The 21,310-nt window shown below is 71.8% G+C and carries 18 protein-coding genes and 1 riboswitch; of the genes, 11 read left to right on the forward strand and 7 right to left on the reverse strand.

Going from position 1 to position 21,310, the window contains the following annotated elements; all coding sequences use genetic code 11:
• On the forward strand, positions 1–1,329 hold a 1,329-nt coding region (locus tag RBJ77_RS41165; protein ID WP_372349652.1), incomplete at its 5' end, for a DUF5691 domain-containing protein.
• 311 nt (positions 1,330–1,640) lie between these two features.
• Here the strand turns inward: RBJ77_RS41165 and RBJ77_RS41170 are convergent.
• Positions 1,641–2,057 (reverse strand): cobalamin B12-binding domain-containing protein, encoded by a 417-nt coding sequence (locus RBJ77_RS41170; RefSeq protein ID WP_255979149.1) that lies wholly within the window; start codon positions 2,055–2,057, stop codon positions 1,641–1,643.
• A gap of 465 nt (positions 2,058–2,522) precedes the next feature.
• On the opposite strand from RBJ77_RS41170, the gene RBJ77_RS41175 reads away from it, so the two are divergent.
• Together RBJ77_RS41175 and RBJ77_RS41180 are read left to right on the forward strand one after the other, a co-directional pair.
• Entirely contained in the window at positions 2,523–3,458 is a 936-nt protein-coding gene (locus tag RBJ77_RS41175; RefSeq protein WP_372349653.1) for a lipase family alpha/beta hydrolase, read from the forward strand.
• 251 nt (positions 3,459–3,709) lie between these two features.
• Positions 3,710–5,248: a M23 family metallopeptidase gene (locus tag RBJ77_RS41180; RefSeq protein ID WP_372349654.1), complete on the forward strand. Its 1,539-nt coding sequence runs from the start codon at positions 3,710–3,712 to the stop codon at positions 5,246–5,248.
• A gap of 48 nt (positions 5,249–5,296) precedes the next feature.
• Here the strand turns inward: RBJ77_RS41180 and pcrA are convergent, their stop codons facing one another.
• Positions 5,297–7,810 (reverse strand): DNA helicase PcrA, encoded by a 2,514-nt coding sequence (pcrA, locus tag RBJ77_RS41185; RefSeq protein WP_372349655.1) that lies wholly within the window; start codon positions 7,808–7,810, stop codon positions 5,297–5,299.
• Between the two features lie 223 nt (positions 7,811–8,033).
• Positions 8,034–8,216: riboswitch (cyclic di-AMP (ydaO/yuaA leader) on the forward strand.
• Positions 8,217–8,222: 6 nt separating this feature from the next.
• Between pcrA and RBJ77_RS41190 the strand changes: the two genes are divergently transcribed.
• The gene (locus RBJ77_RS41190) at positions 8,223–9,419 is read left to right on the forward strand and encodes an NlpC/P60 family protein (RefSeq protein ID WP_372349656.1); all 1,197 of its coding nucleotides are present in this window, start codon (positions 8,223–8,225) and stop codon (positions 9,417–9,419) included.
• A gap of 25 nt (positions 9,420–9,444) precedes the next feature.
• Positions 9,445–10,419: a tellurite resistance/C4-dicarboxylate transporter family protein gene (locus RBJ77_RS41195; protein WP_372349657.1), complete on the forward strand. Its 975-nt coding sequence runs from the start codon at positions 9,445–9,447 to the stop codon at positions 10,417–10,419.
• Here RBJ77_RS41195 and RBJ77_RS41200 read toward each other — a convergent pair.
• Positions 10,397–10,750, reverse strand: coding sequence for a hypothetical protein (locus tag RBJ77_RS41200; protein WP_255979137.1), 354 nt, complete (start codon positions 10,748–10,750; stop codon positions 10,397–10,399). The two genes, RBJ77_RS41195 and RBJ77_RS41200, sit on opposite strands and share 23 nt — an antisense overlap.
• A 298-nt stretch (positions 10,751–11,048) precedes the next feature.
• On the opposite strand from RBJ77_RS41200, the gene RBJ77_RS41205 reads away from it, so the two are divergent.
• On the forward strand, positions 11,049–12,125 hold the full coding sequence (locus RBJ77_RS41205) for an NlpC/P60 family protein (protein ID WP_372349658.1): 1,077 nt from the start codon (positions 11,049–11,051) through the stop codon (positions 12,123–12,125).
• 25 nt (positions 12,126–12,150) lie between these two features.
• On the opposite strand, the gene RBJ77_RS41210 is transcribed toward RBJ77_RS41205, so the two are convergent.
• The 3 genes from RBJ77_RS41210 to RBJ77_RS41220 all read right to left on the reverse strand — a co-directional run bounded on the left by RBJ77_RS41210 (position 12,151) and on the right by RBJ77_RS41220 (position 13,845).
• On the reverse strand, positions 12,151–12,501 hold the full coding sequence (locus RBJ77_RS41210; RefSeq protein WP_372349659.1) for a hypothetical protein: 351 nt from the start codon (positions 12,499–12,501) through the stop codon (positions 12,151–12,153).
• Between the two features lie 106 nt (positions 12,502–12,607).
• The gene (locus RBJ77_RS41215) at positions 12,608–13,381 is read right to left on the reverse strand and encodes a class I SAM-dependent methyltransferase (protein WP_372349660.1); all 774 of its coding nucleotides are present in this window, start codon (positions 13,379–13,381) and stop codon (positions 12,608–12,610) included.
• Between the two features lie 50 nt (positions 13,382–13,431).
• Positions 13,432–13,845, reverse strand: a complete 414-nt coding sequence (locus tag RBJ77_RS41220) for an ATP-binding protein (RefSeq protein WP_372349661.1) — start codon at positions 13,843–13,845, stop codon at positions 13,432–13,434.
• A 140-nt stretch (positions 13,846–13,985) separates the two neighbouring features.
• Between RBJ77_RS41220 and RBJ77_RS41225 the strand changes: the two genes are divergently transcribed.
• Entirely contained in the window at positions 13,986–14,819 is an 834-nt protein-coding gene (locus RBJ77_RS41225; protein WP_372349662.1) for a helix-turn-helix domain-containing protein, read from the forward strand.
• Complete coding sequence (locus tag RBJ77_RS41230; RefSeq protein ID WP_372349663.1) at positions 14,816–15,025, forward strand: DUF397 domain-containing protein; 210 nt, start codon at positions 14,816–14,818, stop codon at positions 15,023–15,025. Before RBJ77_RS41225 ends, RBJ77_RS41230 begins: the two co-directional genes overlap by 4 nt.
• Here the strand turns inward: RBJ77_RS41230 and RBJ77_RS41235 are convergent.
• Complete coding sequence (locus RBJ77_RS41235) at positions 15,012–15,635, reverse strand: TetR/AcrR family transcriptional regulator (protein ID WP_372349664.1); 624 nt, start codon at positions 15,633–15,635, stop codon at positions 15,012–15,014. The two genes, RBJ77_RS41230 and RBJ77_RS41235, sit on opposite strands and share 14 nt — an antisense overlap.
• A 129-nt stretch (positions 15,636–15,764) precedes the next feature.
• On the opposite strand from RBJ77_RS41235, the gene RBJ77_RS41240 reads away from it, so the two are divergent.
• The 3 genes from RBJ77_RS41240 to RBJ77_RS41250 all read left to right on the forward strand — a co-directional run bounded on the left by RBJ77_RS41240 (position 15,765) and on the right by RBJ77_RS41250 (position 21,309).
• Positions 15,765–16,694, forward strand: coding sequence for an ABC transporter permease (locus RBJ77_RS41240; protein WP_372349665.1), 930 nt, complete (start codon positions 15,765–15,767; stop codon positions 16,692–16,694).
• Positions 16,687–17,523, forward strand: a complete 837-nt coding sequence (locus tag RBJ77_RS41245) for an ABC transporter ATP-binding protein (RefSeq protein WP_372349666.1) — start codon at positions 16,687–16,689, stop codon at positions 17,521–17,523. The genes RBJ77_RS41240 and RBJ77_RS41245 overlap by 8 nt, the downstream gene beginning before the upstream one ends.
• Before the next feature lie 93 nt (positions 17,524–17,616).
• Positions 17,617–21,309, forward strand: a complete 3,693-nt coding sequence (locus RBJ77_RS41250) for a CDP-glycerol glycerophosphotransferase family protein (RefSeq protein ID WP_372349667.1) — start codon at positions 17,617–17,619, stop codon at positions 21,307–21,309.
• Position 21,310 lies beyond the last annotated feature (1 nt).

Consider the following 21,310-nt stretch of genomic DNA (forward strand, 5'->3'; position numbering starts at 1 on the left):
ATGCTGCTCACCGACCGGCCCGGGACAGGGACGACGCGCCGGGGCTCCACGCCCGACCTCCTCGAACTGCTCCCGCAGTGGCTGGCCGCGGCCAACGGGCACGGGTACGCGCCACCGTTCGAGCTGCTGCCCGCCCTGCTCGACGCGGCCCGCGGCCGGACGGACCTGCGGCCGCAGGCGCTCACGTTCGCGGGGCCGCGCGCGCTGTGGCTCGCCCGGCTCAACCCGGACTGGAAGTTCGCCCTGCGCGCCACGCCCGGCGCGGGCACCGCGCTCCCCGATCCGGGAGACACGGAGCAGGTCCGCGTCCTCTGGGACGAGGGTCTGTTCGCGGAGCGGGTCGCGCTGCTCGCCGCCGTGCGCGGGCACGATCCGGCGGCGGCCCGCGCGCTGCTGGCCGGGACCTGGGGCACGGAGCGCGCCGAGGACCGGCTGATGTTCCTCGACTCGCTGCGGACCGGGCTCGGCGACGACGACGAGCCGTTCCTCGAGAAGGCGCTGACCGACCGCAGTCGGAACGTCCGGGCGACGGCGGCCGAGCTGCTCTCCGCGCTCCCCCGGTCCGCGCTCGCCGGGCGGATGGCGGACCGGGCCCTGTCCTGCGTGGCGCTCGACCGGACGACGCACACCATCACGGTGGAGGCCCCGCACGAGTGCGACGCGGCGATGGAGCGGGACGGCGTCGTGGCCAAGCCACCGGCCGGCCGGGGCGAGCGGTCGTGGTGGCTGGGCCAGTTGCTGGAGGCCGCGCCGCTCGACCGGTGGGGCGCACGGCTCGGCGGCCGTACTCCGGAGGAGATCGCCGCGCTGCCGGTGTCCGACGACTGGCAGGGCGAGTTGCACGCGGCGTGGTGCCGGGCGGCGGTGCGGCAGCGGGACATCGGGTGGTCACGGGCGCTGCTCGGGCCGCCGACGGCGCCCGGGGCGGTGTCGCTGGCGGAGCGGGCGAAGTTGCTGGCGCCGCTGCCCGCGGAGGAACGGGCGGAGTGGGTCGCGGAGTTCATCGCGGCGCACGGGTTGTCCGAGGCGTTCCAGCTGCTGGGGGTGTGCGGCACGCCGTGGGCGCGGCCGCTGGGGCGGGCCGTGGTCGACGCGCTGGACATCGCGCGGGACGCCGGGAGCTATCCGTGGAGCTTCAGCGGGGTGATGGGGCTCGCCGAGCGGTGTCTCGATCCTGAGGAGGCGGTTCGGCTGGAAGGGCTCACGGCGGCCGTGGAGGAGCCGGAGGACGCGGCGCCCGGGGCGGGCGGGTACTGGACGGAGGCGTTCCAGCGCCTGGTCGGCACGTTGCGGCTGCGCCGGGCCATGCGGGACGAGCTGGCGCGGTGAGCGTCGCCGGGGACGCACCCCTGTCACACGGCACCGACACCGGCACCGGCCGCGCTGCCCCGGGGCGAGCCCCCGCCTCACCGGTCGCGCGGCACCGGGGGCCGCCTTGCCCACGCTGCCGCCCCGGCCGGCAGTCCGTCCAGGACGAGGGACGGGCGGGAGCACGCCACCACCCGGCGGCGCACCCCGCACGGCAGAAGCCCCGAGGCCCCGCCGCACCGCGCCGAGGCATCCCGCTCGGCCCGGAGGGATTCAGCCCGGACGGATTCAGCCCGGACGGATCCGGCCCGGACGGATCCGGCCCGGAGGGACTACGCCCCGGCGGGCTGGTGGACGTTGGCCCGGACCCAGTCCACGATCGACGCCGTCGTCGCGCCCGGCGTGAAGATCTCCGCGACGCCCTTCTCCTTCAGCGGCGGGATGTCGGCCTCGGGGATGATGCCGCCGCCGAAGACCTTGATGTCCGCGGCGTCCCGCTCGACGAGCAGCTCGATGACGCGGGCGAACAGCGTGTTGTGCGCGCCGGACAGGATGGAGAGACCGATCGCGTCCGCGTCCTCCTGGATCGCGGTGTCCACGATCTGCTCGGGCGTCTGGTGCAGGCCCGTGTAGATGACCTCCATACCGGCGTCGCGCAGCGCCCGCGCGATCACCTTGGCCCCGCGATCGTGGCCGTCGAGTCCCGGCTTCGCGACGACCACGCGGATCGGACCGGCTGCCACACCCATCACTGCCTCCATGAAGTGACTGTCCCCGGGGGCCCTGGAACGACCCGGGTTCCTGATACCCCATCCGGGATACCCGAAGTGAACGAACGTTATCGACAGCATCCCGCAACCGGCCGTTTCGCGGTGCGGAGCGAGGGGGAAATCACACGGTGGGACACGTTCGCTACGCGCCGCACCCGCGTCAGGCGGCCCTTCGGCCGCATCCGGGCCAGGCGCGAGGGGAGCCGCTTTCGAGAGCGCCGGGCCACCGCGCCGCCAGCCGCACGGCACGGTGGCACGGTGCGTTCGCCATCGCGGGGACAGCACCGCGCGGATCACACCGCGCGGACCACTCACCGATCGTCGAGCCGGGTCGGCATTCCGGTTCACCGGGTGGTCCACGGGACGGAGCTCGCAGGGCAGGCTCCTCATGAGCGCACACGGGGGACGGAGACGCCCTCCCGTGTGCCGACGGGAGGTTGACCGATGCAGGTCACGAGGACCCTGCCCTTTCGCCCGCTCTGCCATCTGCTGCCCACCAGACTGGCCGGGCTCTCGATCGCGCTCCTGAAGGCGACCGCGCTCGAGCTGGCGATCCTCGCCGGGCACCTGCTCCTCTATCCCTCCGGCATCCTCCCGGAGCGAAGGCATCAGGCCCCGCTCCCGCCCGCACTGCCACCCGCCCCGCCGTCAGCCGACGAGGGCCCGGTGGCGGAAGACCTGGCGGAGGTCCTGGCGGAGCCGGCCGGGGCGTCGCGGCTGCCCACCCCCGCGAAGCCGCCGGTGCTGCTCCTGCACGGCTTCATCGACAACCGTTCCGTGTTCGTCCTGCTGCGCCGCTCCCTGGCCCAGCACGGCCGAAACCAGCTGGAGTCCCTCAACTATTCGCCGCTGACCTGCGACATCCGGGCCGCGGCCGCACTGCTCGGCCGGCACGTGGAGGAGCTGTGCGAGCGCACGGGCCACGACCGGATCGACATCGTGGGCCACAGCCTGGGCGGCCTGATAGCCCGCTACTACGTGCAGTGTCTCGGCGGTGAGGTGCGCGTGCGCACCCTCGTCACGCTCGGCACCCCGCACGCCGGCACCCTCGTCGCACCGCTGGCGGACGCCCACCCGATCGTGCGACAGATGCGCCCCGGCTCCTCGGTCGTCGAGGAGCTGAAGCAGCCGGCGCCCGGGTGCCGGACGCGTTTCGTGAGTTTCTGGAGCGACCTCGATCAGTTGATGGTGCCGCTGGAGACCGCCTGCATCGACCACGCCGACCTGCTCGCGCAGAACGTGCGGGTCACCGGCATCGGTCACCTCGCGCTGCCGGTGCACCCGGCCGTGGCGACCGGCATCCGGCAGGCCCTGGACGCCGAACCCACCGCGGAAGGAGCGCGCGCCGCCGACTCGGTCGGCGGTCTGACGGTGGCGTGACCATGCCACTGAGCCGCTACTGAGCCGCCACCGGCTGTCCGCAGGTCTGCCGGAGACCCGCCGCAGGCCCGAAATCGTCGAACGCATCTCGAACTCAGAGCCAAAGCTCCGCCCACAGTCCACCGAAAGGCGGCCGATTGCCCGTTTCCGCAGGGCAGGAAACCTGCGGAAGATTGTCGTGCCCTCGTACCGCCGGGTACAGTCACCGCACTGCTCTGGCAGCCCCTGTTGTCGAGGCGAAAGAGAAGTTGGTGAACGACCGTCATCCGTCGGGGAACGCGCAGTACGCGGCCTACGACGGTTACTCCACGACCAGCTTCGCCGCCGATCCGCTCTTCGGCGATCTGTCGGGCAACGACCCGTACGACACCGGTTCCTACGCCACTGGTTCCTACGACACCGGTTCCTACGCGACGGGTTCCCCCGCGACCGGTGCCTACGGGACCGGCTCCTACGACACGGGTTCCTACGACACCGGTCATTGGTACCCGGACCAGGCGCAGCAGCAGTACGCCGCCCCCTACTCCGCGTACGACACCGGCAGTTACGACACGACCGCCGTCTGGGCGAGCGGTGGGTACGGGCAGGGCGCCGACATTCCGGCGCAGGCGACGACGCACGCCGGACAGCAGCACACGGACCAGCAGCACACGGGCCAGTGGGACACGGGCCAGTGGGAAACCGGTCAGTGGGACACCCCGCAGGCCGCGTCGGCGTACGGGACGTCGTACGAGGCGCAGGCCACCCAGACCTTCGAGGCGCCGTTCCTCGGGACGACGGCCTACGACACGGGCGCGTACGACGCCACGCAGTGGAACTCCGGCGGCACCGCCGAGCAGGAGACCGTGCACGAGCAGGTGCCGGACCAGTACGGCCCGGCCGACCACCCCGAGGCCCAGGCCCACGACCACGACCACGACGCGCACCACCCGGAGCCCGAGCCCGCCGCCGGTCCGGAGCCCGCCGAACCCGTCGGCCCCGTCGACACGGACGACGAAACCTCTCACCTCCCGTCCGGCGCCCCGGAGTTCGCCCCGCGCGGCGCCTCCCGCGGCCGGGCCAGGCGCCGCACCCCCGCCAAGCGCTCCGCGCTCCTGACGGTCGCCGTGCCGTCGGTGTGCGTGGTCGGTGTCGCCGGGATCGCGGCGGCGTCGGTGATGGGCAGCGGCGACGACGGCAAAGAGACGCAGGCCGCGTCGGCGCCGGACGCGACCGCCGTGAAGCCGTCCGTCGCGAACAACAAGCTGGACACCCAGTTGCAGGACCTGTCCGCGGACGCGGGTGACTTCGCCGACCGGGCGAGCCGCACCCAGGAGCGCATCGACCTGAAGGCCAAGCAGGAGGCCGACCGGAAGAAGGCGGCCCAGGAGGCCGCGCGCAAGGAGGCGGAGCGGCCGAAGTTCGCGCTCCCGGTGAAGGAGCACGGGCTCAGCGCCTACTACGGGCAGGCCGGGATCAACTGGATGTCCGTGCACAGCGGCATCGACTTCCCCGTCTCGTACGGGACGCCCGTGATGGCCGCGACCGACGGGACCGTGCGCACGCAGTGGAACAGCGCGTACGGGAACATGGCGATAGTCACCGCCAAGGACGGTACCGAGACCTGGTACTGCCACCTCTCCGCGCACACCGTGATGAGCGGTCCCGTGAAGGCGGGCGACGTCATCGCGCGGTCGGGCAACTCCGGGAACTCGACCGGGCCGCACCTGCACTTCGAGGTGCGCCCCGGCGGCGGCTCGGCGATCGACCCGCTGCCGTGGCTGCGCAGCCACGGCCTCGACCCCACCTGAGCCGCCCGAACCCGGGCGTCCCGAACCCGAGCCGCCCGCAGCGGTCGGCTACAGCTTCTCCACCGGCGCGTACCGCAGCAGCAACCGCTTCGGCTTCGGGTCGCCGAAGTCGATCGTCGCCTCCGCGTTCCCGCCCGAGCCGCCGACGCCCACCACCGTGCCGAGGCCGAACTGGTCGTGCGTGACGCGGTCGCCCACGGCCAGCGACACCACCGGCTTCTCGCTCGCCCGGCGCGTGGCGAACGCGGGGGTCGAGCGGGAGCGCGACGAGGACAGCGATGCCGCGATGCCTCCGCCGATGCTCTTGGTCGGGGCCGCCGGGGCGGAGGGGCCGGTGCGCTTCCAGTCCAGGTGCGCGGTCGGGATCTCCTCCAGGAAGCGGGACGGCGGGTTGTACGAGGGCTGGCCCCAGGCGCTGCGCATGGACGAGCGCGTCAGGTACAGCCGCTCCCGCGCGCGTGTGATGCCGACGTACGCGAGACGGCGCTCCTCCTCCAGCTCCTTGGTCTGGCCGAGGGAGCGCATGTGCGGGAAGACGCCGTCCTCCATGCCGGTCAGGAAGACGACCGGGAACTCCAGGCCCTTCGCTGTGTGCAGGGTCATCAGTGTGATGACTCCGTCACCGTCCTCCTCGTCCGGGATCTGGTCGGAGTCGGCGACGAGCGCGACCCGCTCCAGGAAGTCGGAGAGGGTGCCCGGGGCAGCGGCCCCGCCGGCGTCCTCGCCCTGACCCTGGCCCTCACCCTGACCCTCGCCCTCGCCCTCGGCGGCGCCGGTCTCCTGCTCGAACTCCAGGGCCACGGCGGCGAGTTCCTGGAGGTTCTCGATCCGGGTCTCGTCCTGCGGGTCGGTCGAGGCCTGCAGCTCCGCCAGGTATCCGGTGCGCTCCAGGACGGCCTCCAGGACCGTCGCCGGGCCCGCGCCCGACTCGACGATCGTGCGGAGGTCCTCCATCAGCGTGTTGAACCGCTTCACCGCGTTCGTGGAGCGGGCCGCCATGCCGTACGCCTCGTCGACGCGGCGCAGCGCCTGCGGGAAGGAGATCTTCTCGCGCTGCGACAGCGCGTCGATCATCGCTTCCGCGCGGTCGCCGATGCCGCGCTTGGGCACGTTCAGGATCCGGCGCAGCGGGACGGAGTCCTCGGGGTTCGACAGCACCCGCAGGTACGCGAGGACGTCCCGGACCTCCTTGCGCTCGTAGAAGCGGACGCCGCCGACGACCTTGTAGGGCAGGCCGACGCGGATGAAGATCTCTTCGAAGACACGGGACTGTGCGTTCGTCCGGTAGAAGACCGCGACGTCGCCCGCCTTCGCGTCGCCGGCGTCCGTGAGCCGGTCGATCTCGTCGGCGATGAACTGGGCCTCGTCGTGCTCGGTGTCCGCGACGTAGCCGGTGATCTGGGCGCCCGCTCCCGCGTTCGTCCACAGGTTCTTGGGGCGGCGCGACTCGTTGCGCTCGATGACCGCGTTCGCCGCCGAGAGGATCGTCTGCGTGGAGCGGTAGTTCTGCTCCAGCATGATCGTCGTCGCGTTCGGATAGTCCTCCTCGAACTGGAGGATGTTCCGGATGGTGGCGCCGCGGAACGCGTAGATCGACTGGTCCGCGTCACCCACGACGCACAGCTCGGCCGGGTCCGCGTCCTCGCCGTCGGTCGGGCCGACCAGCTCCTTGACCAGCGCGTACTGCGCGTGGTTCGTGTCCTGGTACTCGTCGACCATGACGTGCCGGAAGCGGCGGTGGTAGTGCTCGGCGACGTCCGGGAACGCGCGCAGCAGGTTCACCGTCGTCATGATCAGGTCGTCGAAGTCGAGGGCATTGGCCTCGCGCAGCCGCGACTGGTACATCGCGTACGCCTGGGCGAGCGTCTTCTCGAAGCCGTCGGCGGCGGTGGCGGCGAAGTCCTCCTCGTCGATCAGCTCGTTCTTCAGGTTCGAGATCTTGGCGCTGAAGGACTTCGGCGGGAACTTCTTCGGGTCCAGGTCGAGGTCGCGGCAGACCAGGGCCATGAGGCGCTTGCTGTCGGCGGCGTCGTAGATCGAGAAGGAGGACGTGAAGCCGAGCTTCTTGCTCTCGCGGCGCAGGATCCGCACGCAGGCGCTGTGGAAGGTGGACACCCACATCGCGTTGGCCCGCGGGCCCACCAGGGCCTCGACGCGCTCCTTCATCTCGCCCGCGGCCTTGTTCGTGAACGTGATCGCGAGGATCTGGCCGGGGTGCACGTGCCGCTCGGCGAGCAGGTGCGCGATGCGGTGCGTGAGGACGCGGGTCTTGCCGGAGCCGGCGCCCGCGACGATGAGCAGGGGCGTGCCGCCGTGCACGACGGCCGCCCGCTGGTTCTCGTTCAGCCCGTCGAGGAGGGCTGCCGGGTCGATCGCCGGGCGTGGCGCCCCGTCCCGGTAGTAGGCGTCCCGGGGCGGCGGCGCGTCGAACTTCCCGCCGAACAGGTCGTCCGGAATCGCCTCCGGAGCGCTGTCGCTGTCGGAGTCCTCGGGCGGCGGCGGGGGCTCCTCCGTACCGCTCTGGAGGCTGGCCAGGAAGTTGTCGTCAAAGAGGCTGCTCATCGCTCTACGAGTCTAGGCCGCCCCACTGACACCCCGCCGCCGTCTTCCCATACGTGACCCTTCGCGCACGATGCGGCACCCAAAGCGACACGGAGCGTGCCCGAGAGCAAGGTCACGAAAATGTATCGGGCATATCGAACATCAACCTTCACAGCAGCAACACGAGTTGGCTACGGTGCTGCGCGGGCAGCCCGTCCCCCCGCCCGCGAACAACGCGGCGAGCGGGCAGCCCCCGCCGAGTTCCGTACGCCGAGAGGCAGGGAACCGGGGACCCACCGACCTTGGGGTGAATCGGCTCAACGGCCCAGCAGGACCGGGCGGTTGACCGTAGGGCAGCCTTCCGTACGACATGTACCACCGGCCCGAACCCGACAGCTAACCCGGTAGGCGGACCACGGAAGGAGCGCCTGTTTTGGCGTCGCACCGCAAGCCGCGCAGCCGGTCCCGGATGTCCGGTGGTCTCCGTACGACCCCTGCCGTCGGCATCACGACCGCCGCCCTCACCTCGGTCGCCCTGCTCTCGCAGACGGCGCAGGCCGCTCCGACGCAGCCGGACAGGCCGAGCCTCGAAGAGGTGCAGAAGAAGGTCGACACCCTGTACCGGCAGGCCGAGGTCGCCACGCAGAAGTACAACTCCGCCAAGGAGCAGACCGACAAGAAGAAGACCCAGGTCGACAAGCTCCTCGACGACATCGCGCAGCGCACCGAGAAGATGAACACGGCCCGCCAGGAGCTGGGCCGGTTCGCCGCGGAGCAGTACCGCACCGGTGGCGTCAGCAACACCGCGACCATGTTCCTCGCCGACAACCCCGAGGACTACTTCGCGCAGGACCAGCTGCTCAGCCGGATGACGTCCGAGCAGAAGAAGGCCGTCGACGACTACCAGGAGCAGCAGCGCGCGACCGCGAAGAAGCGCACCGAGGCGCAGGAGAACCTGCAGCAACTCACCTCCTCGCAGACCGAGTTGAAGACGTCCAAGAAGGACGTGCAGACGAAGCTCGCCGACGCCCGCGCCCTGCTGTCGAAGCTGACCGCCGAGGAGAAGGCGCGTCTCGCGGCGATCGAGAAGGCCAAGCAGGAGGCGGCCCGCAAGAAGGCCGCCGAGCTGGCCGCGAAGCAGAAGGCCGCCGAGGAGGCCAAGCAGAAGGCGGCCGACGAGGCGGCGCAGCAGGAGCAGGAGCAGTCCGGCTCGGGTTCCTCGTCCGGCTCCGGCTCCGGTTCGTCCACGGGGTCCGGCTCCTCCGACTACGCGACGAAGGCCGCGAAGGCCCTCGCGTTCGCCAAGGCCCAGGAGGGCAAGCCGTACGTGTGGGGCGCCACGGGCCCGGACTCGTACGACTGCTCCGGTCTGACCCAGGCGGCGTGGAAGGCCGCCGGGATCACCCTGCCGCGCACCACCTGGGACCAGGTGGAGGTCGGCACGACGGTGCCGCTCTCCGACATCCAGCCGGGTGACCTGGTCTTCTTCTACGACGACATCAGCCACGTCGGCCTGTACCTCGGCGACGGCATGATGATCCACGCCCCGAAGCCGGGCGCGTACGTCCGCGAGGAGTCCATCTACTACGACGGCACGGCGTCGATCCACAGCGTGGTGCGGCCCGCCTGACGCCGTCCGCGGTTACGTTCGGGCGGTGCCCGGCCCGAACGTCACCTCGCGTCCCTACTGGTCCCAGCTCCCGCCTGCCGCCGGCGCCGCCGTCATGGCCACCGGCATCGTCTCGGTCGGGCTGCACCTGACCGGGCACGACGGGACGTCGGGCGTCTTCCTGGTGCTCGCCGCCGCGCTGTGGGTGCTGCTCGCGGCCGACTTCTGCTTCCGGCTGCTCCGCGAGCGCGACCGGTGGGAGCGGGAGGCGGACACCCCGCCCGCGATGACCGCGGTCGCCGCGACGTGCGTGCTCGGCACCCGGTTCTCGCTGCTGGGGTGGCAGGGGCTCGCCGAGGTGCTGCTGGCGGTCGCCGTCGTGGTGTGGCCGGGGCTGCTGTACGTCGTCGTCCGGCACTGGAAGCCGAAGATGCCGGGCGGCGTGTTCATCACGTGCGTGGCCACGCAGGCGCTCGCGGTGCTCGGGGCGACGCTGTCGGCGGCGCTGGGACCGGCACGGGGGGACTGGCTGGGGTACGCGGCGATGACGCTGTTCTGGCTGGGGCTCGCGATCTACGCGGCCGCGTTCACGCGCTTCGACCTGCGGCAGGTGCTGACCGGGTCGGGGGACCACTGGGTCGCGGGCGGCGCGCTGGCGATCTCGGCGCTGGCCGCGGCGAAGCTGGTGCTCGCCGGGCGGGCCGGTGACCTGTGGAACTCCGACGACACCGGTGTGCTGCGCTTCATGGCGGGGCTGCTGCTCACGCTCGACCTCAGCTGGTACGCGGTGCTGTGCGGGGCGGAGCTGGTGCGGCCGCGGTTCCGGTACGACGTGCGGCGCTGGTCGACCGTCTTCCCGATGGGGATGACGGCGGTCGCGACGCTGACGGTCGCCACCGCCGTCGAGGTGTCCTGGCTGACGTGGCCGGGGAAGGTGCTGCTGTGGATCGCCGTCCCCGTCTGGCTGGTCGTCGCGACGGGGGCGGTCCGGCAGGTGCTCAGGTCCAGAGCACCGCGATGAAGATGTTGGCGACGGTGAGCCCGCCGACCGCGGCGAAGAGCCCCTTCTCGGCCTTCTCCTCGTCCCGCTTCACGTAGACGATGCCGAGGATCACGATCAGGATCGCGAGCTTCACGCCGATCTTGATGTTGTTGACGGTGTTGTCGTCGGCCTGGTTGAGGCCGACGAGGGCGACGCCCGTCACCAGCATGGTCAGGGCGCCGTGCAGCATCGCCTTGTTGAACCGGGCCGTGCCCTGTCCCATCGCCGACATCTGCGTGAGGAAGCCGCCGAGCAGCGAGGCGATGCCGATGATGTGCAGGCCGACGAAGAGATGGATGAGAAAGTCCATGGTTCCGGAGCCTAACGGGGCGTTCATCGGACGCCGTCACCGATCCCCCACGAACACTCGCCTGTCACGCTCTGACACGATCCGTAACAAACGGACCAGTTGCGAACAATCCCACACCAACCCGTTACGCCGAGGTTTAGCGTCCTTCCCCAGGTGACCGGCTCCCCACCGCCGTCCGGACCAGGGGCGGCAGTCGGACACCACCGCCGAGAAAGGTCCGGCGGCGACCCGCTCCCCCTGTGCGGGCCGCCGCCGGACGCACAAGGCGGGCGTACGACCCGGAAGGACGTGGCGCCACGTGCCGGCAGCGCATCGCAAGCCCAGGCAGCGCTCGCTCAGCGGCAGTACGGTCCGCACCGCGGCCACCCTCGCCCTCGCCTCCGCGGCGACCGCCACCGCCTTCGACGGCGGCGCGGCGCACGCGGAGCCGAACCTCACCCCCGCTCAGGTGAAGGCGAAGGTCGACAAGCTCTACCAGGAAGCGGAGGTCGCCACCGAGAAGTACAACGGCGCGAAGGAGAAGGCCGGGAAGGCGCAGAAGAAGGTCGACGCCCTCCAGGACGAGGCGTCCCGGCGCACCGAGGCCCTCAACTCCCAGCGGCAGAAGCTGGGTGCGGCGGCGGCCGAGCAGTACCGCACCGGCGGCGTCGACCCGACGGTCCGGCTGCTCCTCTCCTCGGCCCCCGACCGCTACCTCGACGAGGCGGCGCTCGCCGAGCGGGTCGGCACCCGGCAGGCGGCCACGATCACCCGGGTCCGCAAGGAGCTGCGCGAGATCGACCAGCTGCGCGACCACGCCGACGGACAGCTCTCCGAACTCCGTTCGAAGCAGAAGGAGTTGCGGCAGCAGAAGAAGACGGTGACGGCGAAGCTGGGCGAGGCCAGGCAGCTCCTGGAGCGGCTCGCCCCGGCGGACCGCACCCTCGACCCGGCCGGCGGGCCCGGCGCGTCCGCCGCCGACCGCGCCTCCCGCTCCACGGACCGTGCCGCCTCCCCCTCGGCCGGCGCCCCGTCCAAGGCCCCCAACTCCCGTGCGGCATCGGCCATCGCCTACGCCTACGACGCGCTCGGCAGCCCGTACGTCTGGGGCGCGACCGGGCCGTCCGCCTTCGACTGCTCGGGCCTGACACAGGCCGCGTACCGCGCGGCGGGCATCTCGCTGCCGCGCACGACGTACGCGCAGATCAACGCGGGACAGCGGGTGGCCAAGTCCCAACTCCAGCCGGGTGACCTGGTGTTCTTCTACTCGGGCATCAGCCACGTCGGCCTCTACATCGGCGACGGGAAGATGATCCACGCGCCGAACCCGAGCGCGCCGGTGCGGATCGCGCCGATCGACGAGATGCCGTTCGCAGGGGCCACACGGGTGGCGTGAGCGAGCCCCGGGACACGCCCCGCACTCAGCCGCGCTCCCGTGCGACGGCCTCGCGGACGGCCGGGGCGACGTCCCGGGCCCAGCGGGCGAGCGTGGTGTCGTCCTGGGCCTCGTGGCCGGGCGGGAAGAGCGTGAACCCCGCGGCGCCGTGCTCCAGGACCGCGCCGGTCAGCTCCTCGACCCACTGGCCGACGCTGCCGCCCACCCACGTCCCGTCGGGCGTACGGGTGGCGGGCAGCGGCCGTTCGGTGATCCGCCCGGGGAGGTTGAACACGGTGCGGACCTCCCCCGGGTCGCGCCCCACGGCGGCGGCCGCCTCGTCGACGCCGGTGTGCGCGCCGAATCCGAAGACGACGCGTCGCGTGCTGACGAACATGATCTCCCTTTCCCCCGGGCCCCGTTGACGTGGTTCGCAGTACGAACGACAGGTAGTTCGCGTCACGAACCACAAGGGACCACCGACCTAGGGCCAAGGGCGGAGATCAGGGGCCGGCGGGCTTTTCCCACACGGACACGTGCTGGCCGCTCTCGCCCGTGAACGGCTCCCGCGCCCAGCCGCCCCACCGCTCGCGCAGCCGCAGCCCGGCGAGGCGTGCCATGAGGTCGAGTTCGGCCGGCCAGACGTACCGGAAGGGGATGGTCCAGTACGAGCCGTGCCCGGTCTCCGGGTCGACCTCGACGTAGTTCGAGCTCATGGCCTGCGTGACGACGTCGTACCGGTCGAAGGCCCACCGGGTGTCGCTCACGTGGAACGGCACGGCCTCCTGCCCGTGCGGCAGCCTGCGCAGGTCGGGCACCATGGTCTCGACCACGAAACGGCCGCCGGGGGCGAGGTGCGCGGCGGCGTTCCTGAAGCAGTCGACCTGCGCGTCCTGCGAGGTCAGGTTCATGACGGTGTTGAAGACGAGGTAGACGAGGGTGAATTCGCCTCCGGCGCCGACCGTGGTGGTCGCGAAGTCCCCGATGGACACAGGTACTTGGTCGCCGCCCGGCTTGGCGTGCAGCCGGGCGACCATCGCCTCGGACAGATCGATCCCGCGCACGTCGACACCGCGCGCGGCGAGCGGCAGGGCGATCCGCCCCGTCCCGATGCCGAACTCCAGCGCTGGCCCGTCACCGGCGAGCCGGTGGAGGAAGTCGACGGTGGGGTCGAGGACTTCGGGGGTGAACATCCGGGCGGACGACCGGTCGTAGTCGGCCGCGATGCGCTCGGGGAAGTAGCCGTCGGGGTCCTTGGGTGCGTCTCCGTTGACCATGGGGAGCGACGGTAGCGGGGGCGGGCGGGGCCGGGCACCGGGTTTTCGGGTCAGGCCCGCACCGCCAGTTCGGCCCAGGTCGTCTTGCGCGGGGGCACCCCGACCGCCACGCCCCAGCGCGTCGCCAGCGCCTCCACCAGCAGGAGCCCTCTGCCCGACTCGGCGTCGGCGGCCGGGGGCCGCAGTTCCGGGAGGCGTTCCGCGCGCGTGTCCGTCACCTCCACCCGGATCGCGTCGTCCGTCGCCCGGAGCGCGAGGTGGAAGTCCCGCCCCGGCACCCGGCCGTGCGTGACGGCGTTCGCCGCGAGTTCCGCGACCACGTGGCCCGCCGCCTCGAACGGCAGGCCCCAGGCCCGGAGCTGTTCCGTCGCGAGCAGCCGGGCCAGCCGGGCGCCGCGCGGCGTCGCCGACAACTGGAGCGTGAACTCGCGTTCGGTTGCGGTGAGTTGAGTTTCTGTTTCCATGTCACTCAGCGTTCCGGACGAGGGGTCCTTCGAGCTGGCACGACTGCGGTGCGTATCGGATCTGTCCCGCGTCTGTCCCGGCTTGTCCCCGCTGTCCGGGAGGCCGTACGGGTACGGCTCGGCAGTGGAGGTGGGTGCGTATGGACGAGCCCGGGTGGGACGTCGACCCCGAGGACGAGATCGCCTCGGCGGTCGAGATCGTGGGCGACCAGCTGAAGTTCCTGCGGGAGGCGGCGGGTCTGCGGGTGCCGGAGTTCGCGGAGGCCGTCGGGTACGGCGAGGACCTCGTACGGAAGATCGAGCGCGGCGCACGGATTCCTCGGCCGGAGTACCTGGACAAGGTGGACGAGGTGCTGGGCGCGGGTGGCGCCGTCCGCCACATGAAGTCCCGGATGGCCAGGGCCCGTTATCCGAAGAAGGTGCGGGAGCTGGCGGACATGGAGGCGCGGTGCGTCGAGATGTGTCTGTACAGCAACCACAACGTGCACGGCCTGCTGCAGACCGAGGGCCACATGCGCGCCCTCTTCGCGGGCTGGCTCCCCGCCTACTCGACGAACGACCTGGAGCGCGTGGTGGCCGCCCGCCTCGCCCGGCGGACGGTCTTCGACCGGGACCCCGCGCCGGCGCTCAGCTTCATCCAGGAGGAGGCGACGCTGGTCCGCCGGGTCGGCGGCACAATGGTCTGGCGCCAGCAGCTCGAACGCCTGCTCGCGATCGGCCAGTTGCACAACGTCGCGCTGCAGGTGATGCCGACCGCGTCGGAGGAGCATCCTGGAACGGGCGGACTGATCGAGGTGCTGAAGTTCCCGGACGGGACCGCGATCGGCCGCTCCGACGGCGCGTTCAACGGGCGTCCCGTTTCCGATCCGAAGCAGCTCCGGATCCTGGAATTGCGCTATGGAATGATCCGGGCTCAGGCTCTGTCACCGCGGGAGTCGCGAGCCCTAGTCGAGCGATTGCTGGGAGAGACATGATCCGTACGACCTTCGCCGACCTCGCCGCTGACCTGCGCTGGCACAAGAGCAGCTACAGCAGCAGCGGCGACGGCAACGACTGCGTGGAAGTCGCCCCCACCCCCACCACCATCCACGTCCGAGACTCGAAGCGCCCCGAGCACGCCCGGCTCACCGCGGCCCCCGCCGCCTGGGCCGCCTTCCTCGGCTACGTCACAGCGCCCTGAGCGCGGCCGACGTGGCCGCGGACAACCGCTCAAGATGGCCCTTGGGCAGCTTGGGCGAGCGCACGACCACCGCGCGCCAGTAGAGCGGGCCGGAGATCAGGTCGAGGGCGAGGTCCTCGTCGAGGCCCTCGCGGAGCTCGCCGCGGGCGACGGCCGACTGGACGATGCCGCTCGCCACGCCGTGCTGCCCTTCGCGCAGCGCCTTCTGCATGGCCTCGGCGATGTCGGGGTTGCGGGCCGCCTCGGCCTGGAGGTCGGGGATGATCTGGCCGGCCACCGGGTGGCGCAGCGCCCGTGACGTGACCTGGTAGAGCAGCAGCAGGTCGGCCTCCAGGGAGCCGGTGTCCGGCGCCGGAAGGCCCTGCACCGCCATGGCGGAGACCAGGTCGAGGACGAGGTGCAGCTTGGAGCGCCAGCGGCGGTAGACCGCCGTCTTCCCGACACCCGCGCGGCGCGCGATCCCTTCGATGGACATGCGTGCGTAGCCGACCGAGGCGAGTTCCTCGAAGACGGCTGCGCGGATGGCGTCGGTCACGTCCTCGCGGAGGACCGCGGCCCCGGCGGGAGCCCTGCGACGCGTCGGCTTGGCGGAGTCGGCGTTGGTCGTCATGGGGCAAAGCATAGTTCCGTAACGACGAAACGGTTGCGTTCCGACGTCGAAGCGGCCTAGTCTCGCGTCACGACGATACGGGTCCGTCCCGACGTAAACAGCAGGCAAACCCCGAGGAAAGCAGGCGATGTGAGTCAGGCCCTGGACACGCCTCCCGCGCCGGCGCCCGCGCCCACCGCGGCGCACGGGACGGAGGACGCGGCGGTCCTCGCCGCGCGGTACGGACTGAGCGTCAGCGGCGCCCGGCCCTCCCTGCCCGCGTACGTGCGCCAGCTGTGGCAGCGGCGCCACTTCATCACCGCCTTCGCGACGGCCAAGCTCACCGCGCAGTACAGCCAGGCGAAGCTGGGCCAGGTCTGGCAGGTGGCGACGCCGCTGCTGAACGCGGCGGTCTACTACTTCATCTTCGGCGTCCTGATGGACACCAAGAGGGACGTGCCGGACTACGTCCCGTTCCTGGTCACGGGCGTGTTCGTGTGGACGTTCACGCAGTCGTCCGTGATGGCGGGCACCCGGGCGATCGCGGGCAGCATGGGGCTGGTGCGGGCGCTGCACTTCCCGCGCGCCGCGCTCCCCGTCTCGTACTGCCTCCAGCAGCTCCAGCAGCTGCTGTTCTCGATGTGCGCGCTGGTGGTCATCCTGCTCTGCTTCGGCGTCCCGCCGGCCATGTCCTGGCTGCTGGTGATCCCGGTGCTGCTGCTGCAGTTCACGTTCAACACCGGGCTCGCGCTGATCATGGCGAGGGTCGGCGCGCACACCCCCGACATCGCCCAGCTCATGCCGTTCCTGCTCCGCACCTGGATGTACGTGTCCGGGGTCATGTGGAGCCTGGACCACCTGGTCGGCGACAAGGGTCTGCCGCACATCGTGACCGTGCTGCTCCAGGCCAACCCGGCCGCCGTCTACATCGACCTGATGCGCTTCGCGCTGATCGACACCTTCACCGCGGGCCAGCTGCCCACGCACGTGTGGGCGTGGGCCCTGGGCTGGGCGCTGCTCGCGGGCGTCGGCGGGTTCATCTACTTCTGGAAGGCAGAGGAGACGTACGGCCGTGGCTGACAAGAGGACCGGCACCGAAGCGGTGCCCACCGTCATCGTCGACGGCGTCGACATCGTCTACCGGGTCAACGGCACCGGCGCGGGCCGCGGCACCGCCACCGCCGCCCTCAACCGGATCATCGGCGGCAAGAAGAAGGCCGAGAAGCGGGCCGGGGTGCGCACCGTGCACGCGGTCAGGAACGTCAGCTTCACCGCGTACCGCGGCGAGGCCATCGGGCTCATCGGCACGAACGGGTCGGGGAAGTCGACGCTGCTGAAGGCCGTGGCCGGGCTGCTGCCGGTGGAGAACGGGCGGATCTTCACCGACGGACAGCCGTCCCTGCTCGGCGTGAACGCGGCCCTGATGAACGACCTCACGGGCGAGCGCAACGTGCGGCTCGGCGGGCTCGCGATGGGCATGTCCCGCGAGCAGGTCCGCGACCGCTACGACGAGATCGTGGACTTCTCCGGGATCAACGAGAAGGGCGACTTCATCACGCTGCCGATGCGCACCTACTCGTCCGGCATGGCGGCCCGGCTGCGGTTCTCCATCGCCGCCGCCAAGGACCACGACGTGCTGCTCATCGACGAGGCGCTGGCCACCGGCGACCGCTCCTTCCAGAAGCGCTCCGAGGCCCGCATCCGGGAGCTGCGCAAGCACGCGGGCACCGTCTTCCTGGTCAGCCACAGCAACAAGTCGATCCGCGACACCTGCGACCGCGTGCTCTGGCTGGAGCGCGGGGAGCTGCGGATGGACGGGCCGACGGACGAGGTCCTCAAGGCGTACGAGGCCTTCACGAATCCCACCAAGACTGAACCTAAACGGGCCAAAGCCCCTCTTCCCTCGTGAGGCCCACCAAAAGCACAACCGCACTTACCCTTTTGTCCGTTTAGTGCCAATATGGTGCGCTGAGCGGTGAACAGAAGAGGATAAGGAGCACGCGTGCAGGCCAAGGCCCGGCAGCCCCAGGCTCAGCCCCGGCTGAGTGTGATCGTCCCCGTCCACGACGTCGAGCTGTACCTCGACGAATGCCTCCGGTCCCTGGCCGACCAGACCTTCACCGACTTCGAGGTGGTGATGGTGGACGACGGGTCGACCGACCGGAGCGCCGCGATCGCCGGGCAGTGGGCCGCCCGCGACCGCCGCTTCCGCCTCATATCGCAGCCGAACCGGGGGCTGGGCGCCGCCCGGAACACGGGGGTGCGCGAGACGGCCCCCGGCAGCACGTACCTGGCGTTCGTCGACAGCGACGACACCCTCCCGCCGAACGCGTACGAGCTGCTCATCGAGACGCTCGACGAGACGGGCTCCGACTTCGCCGCGGGCAACGTGACGCGCTTCCGGTCGGCCGGGCACGTCCAGTCGCCGGTGCACCGCACCCCCTTCGCGACCACCCGGCTGCGCACCCACATCTCCCGGTTCCGCCCGCTGCTCACCGACCGCACCGCGTGGAACAAGGTGTACCGCCGCGACTTCTGGCAGGAGCACGCGCTCGCGTACCCCGAGGGCATGCTGTACGAGGACGCGCCCGTCAGCATTCCGGCCCACTACCTCGCCGGCTCCGTCGACGTCCTGAGCGAGCCGATCTACCACTGGCGCGAGCGGGAGACCGGCGAGCGCTCCATCACGCAGAACCGCACGGACCCGCGGGGGCTCGTCGACCGGGTGCGGTCGATCCGGATGGTGCGCGACTTCCTGGCCGGGCGGGTCGGCTCCGACCCGATGTACGCGGAGCACCTCGCGGTCTACGACCACAACGCCCTGTACGAGGAGATGCCGCTCTTCTGGAAGGTGCTGCCGGCCTCCGGCCCGGCGTACCGGGCGGCGTTCCTCGACCACGTCGGGCAGCTCGCCCGCGACATCGGGCAGCAAAGGGTCAAGGCGCTGCCCGTCCCGCACAAGCTCAAGATCTATCTGACGGTGCACCGGCGGATGGACGAGCTGATCGCCCTGCTGGAGTTCGAGAAGAAGCACGGCGGTTCGCTGCCGGTGGCCGGGGTGCTGCACCCGCGCGCCGCCTATCCGTTCCTGGACGCCTCCCGCCCGGTCCCCGACGCGGTCCTCCGCCTGGACCACCAGGAGCTGGGCCTGCGCAGCCGGCTCGACTCGGCGTCCTGGGGCGCGGACGGGAAGCTGCACCTGGCGGGCTGGGCGTTCGCCCGGCAGCTCGGCGCGGAGAAGCGCAGCCAGGCGCTCAAGGCCCTCGTCCTGCGGGAGAAGGGCGGCCGCAAGCGCGTCGTCGTCCCGGCCCGCAGCCACCACGACCCGGAGGCCACGGTCGCCTCCGGCGGCGAGTTCCGGCACGTGGACTGGGCGGGCTTCAGCGCCACCGTCGATCCGGGCCGGCTCCGGCACCGCGGCCGCTGGGCGGACGGCATCTGGCACGTCAGGATCGCGGTCGGCGGCACGCACGCGACACCGCGCCGCGGGCCGCTGCACGGAGCGCGCACCGGCTCCGGCCAGGCGCCGCCCGCCCACTGGGTCTCCCCCGACGTCCGCGTCGCCCCGCAGATCCAGGGCGGCATCCTGCAGCTGCGCGTCGAGACGGCGCAGGCCCGCGCCCTCGAAGTGCGCCACGTGGCCGGCGAGCTGGTCGTGCGGGGCGTGCTGCGCACGGCCCCTGAGGCCGCGGCCGCCCTGCGCCTGCGCCACCGCGAGTCCGGCAAGGTGCTGCTCGCGCCGCTCGACCTGGGCCCGGCCGACGGCGACGGCCGGGTGCCGTTCACCGCGCGGGTGCGGGCGGCGGACCTCCGGGAGGTCCGCGAGGACCACGAACGCCTGCGCCCCACCCAGGCGGAACGCTCGATCGCCCGCTGGGACACGTCGGTCCTGCTCGGCCCCGCCGACGCTCCGGGCGGCCCCGGCCCCGGCTCGGGCAGTCCGCCGCCCGGGGCGGCAGGGCGGGCAAGGCGGCCCACGGTGCCGCGTGCCGGGACGCAGGCGCCCGCCGGGACGACCCGGCTCGCCCTCGTCCTCGACGACCGCGAGGGATGCAGCGGAGCCCAGTTCCCCAACGCCGACCGGGCGTTGTACGCCCGCCGCTCCCCCGGCGGCTACCTCCAGCTCGTGGACCAGCCCGCCCAGCCCCTCGTGGAGACGGTCACCGTCGACGCCGACGGGACCGTGACCCTCACCGGCACCTACCCCGCCCCCGGCACCCACCCCCTGCGCCTGGTCCTGCGCCAGACCTGGTCGGGCCACGAGTACGCGTTCCCCGCCGAGGCCGCCGACGGCCGGTTCCGCGCCACCTTCACCCCGGCCCCGCCCGACTCCGCCCTCCCCCTGCGCTCCGGCTTCTGGTGGCCGTCGGTCGAGCGCCGGGACGGCACCCGCAGCTCGGTGCAGCTCGCCCCGACCGCGTACCAGGCCCTCCCGGCCGAGGTGACCGCGGCCGGCAAGCGGATCGAGCTGCAGGCCCGCCAGTACGACCAGCTCGCCCTGCTCGCCCACTCGGAACTGCGCCCCGCCGAGCGCAGCCGCCACCGGCAGACCCGCCTGCGCGAGCACACGTACCCGCTGGCCCGCCACGAACCGCTGCGCGACGCCGTGGTCTACGACGTGTTCGGCGGCCGCATGTACGGCGACTCGCCCCGCGCCATCCACGAGGAACTGGTGCGCAGGGGAACCGAGTTGGAGCACCTGTGGGTGGTGAAGGACGGCCAGTGCGAGGTGCCGCCCACCGCGCGGGCGCTGCGCGTGCACAGCCCCGAGTACTACGAGGCGTTCGCCCGCTCCCGCTACGTCGTCGGCAACACCCACCTGCCGAAGTGGCTGGAGCGCCGCCCGGGCCAGCAGATCGTGCAGACCTGGCACGGCACCCCGCTCAAGCGCATCGGCTTCGACTTCGACAACGACCACTTCGCGTCCACGGCCTACCTCGACGACCTGGACCGCGAGCGCCACCAGTGGTCGATGCTGCTGTCCCCCAACAGCTTCTCGACGCCGGTCCTGCGCCGCGCGTTCCGCTACGAGGGCGACCTCGTCGAGGCCGGCTACCCGCGCAACGACGTGCTGCTGTCCGCCGACCGCGCCAAGCGCGCCCAGCGGATGCGCGAGCGGCTCGGCCTGCCGGAGGGCAAGAAGGTCGTCCTGTACGCGCCGACCTGGCGCGAGGACAAGCAGCGCCACCGGGGCGGCTTCCTGCTCGACCTGCGGATCGAACTAGACGCGGCCAGACGCGAGTTGGGCGACGACCACGTCCTGCTGATCCGGCCGCACGCGCACGTCGCGGAGCCGGTGCCGGGCGCGGGCGACGGCTTCGTGTGGGACGTGTCGGCACAGGCCGGGATCACCGACGTGATGGACCTGCTGCTCGTCGCGGACGTCCTCGTCACCGACTACTCCTCGGTGATGTTCGACTTCGCGGTCACCGGCCGACCGATGCTGTTCTTCACGTACGACCTGGAGCACTACCGGGGCCGGCTGCGCGGCTTCTACTTCGACTTCGAGGAGAAGGCGCCGGGCCCGCTCCTGCAGACGTCCGGCGAACTGATCGCGGCGCTGCGGGACGTGACCGCGGCGACCGGACCGTACGAGCGGGCGTACGCGGAGTTCCGCTCGGCGTTCTGCGACTTCGACGACGGCGGGGCGGCCCGCCGGGTGGTGGACCGGATGCTGGAGAAGGGCGGAGCCTGAG

The sequence above is a fragment of the Streptomyces sp. KL116D genome (genome assembly GCF_030766975.1).
Lineage (GTDB): Bacteria > Actinomycetota > Actinomycetes > Streptomycetales > Streptomycetaceae > Streptomyces > Streptomyces longispororuber_A.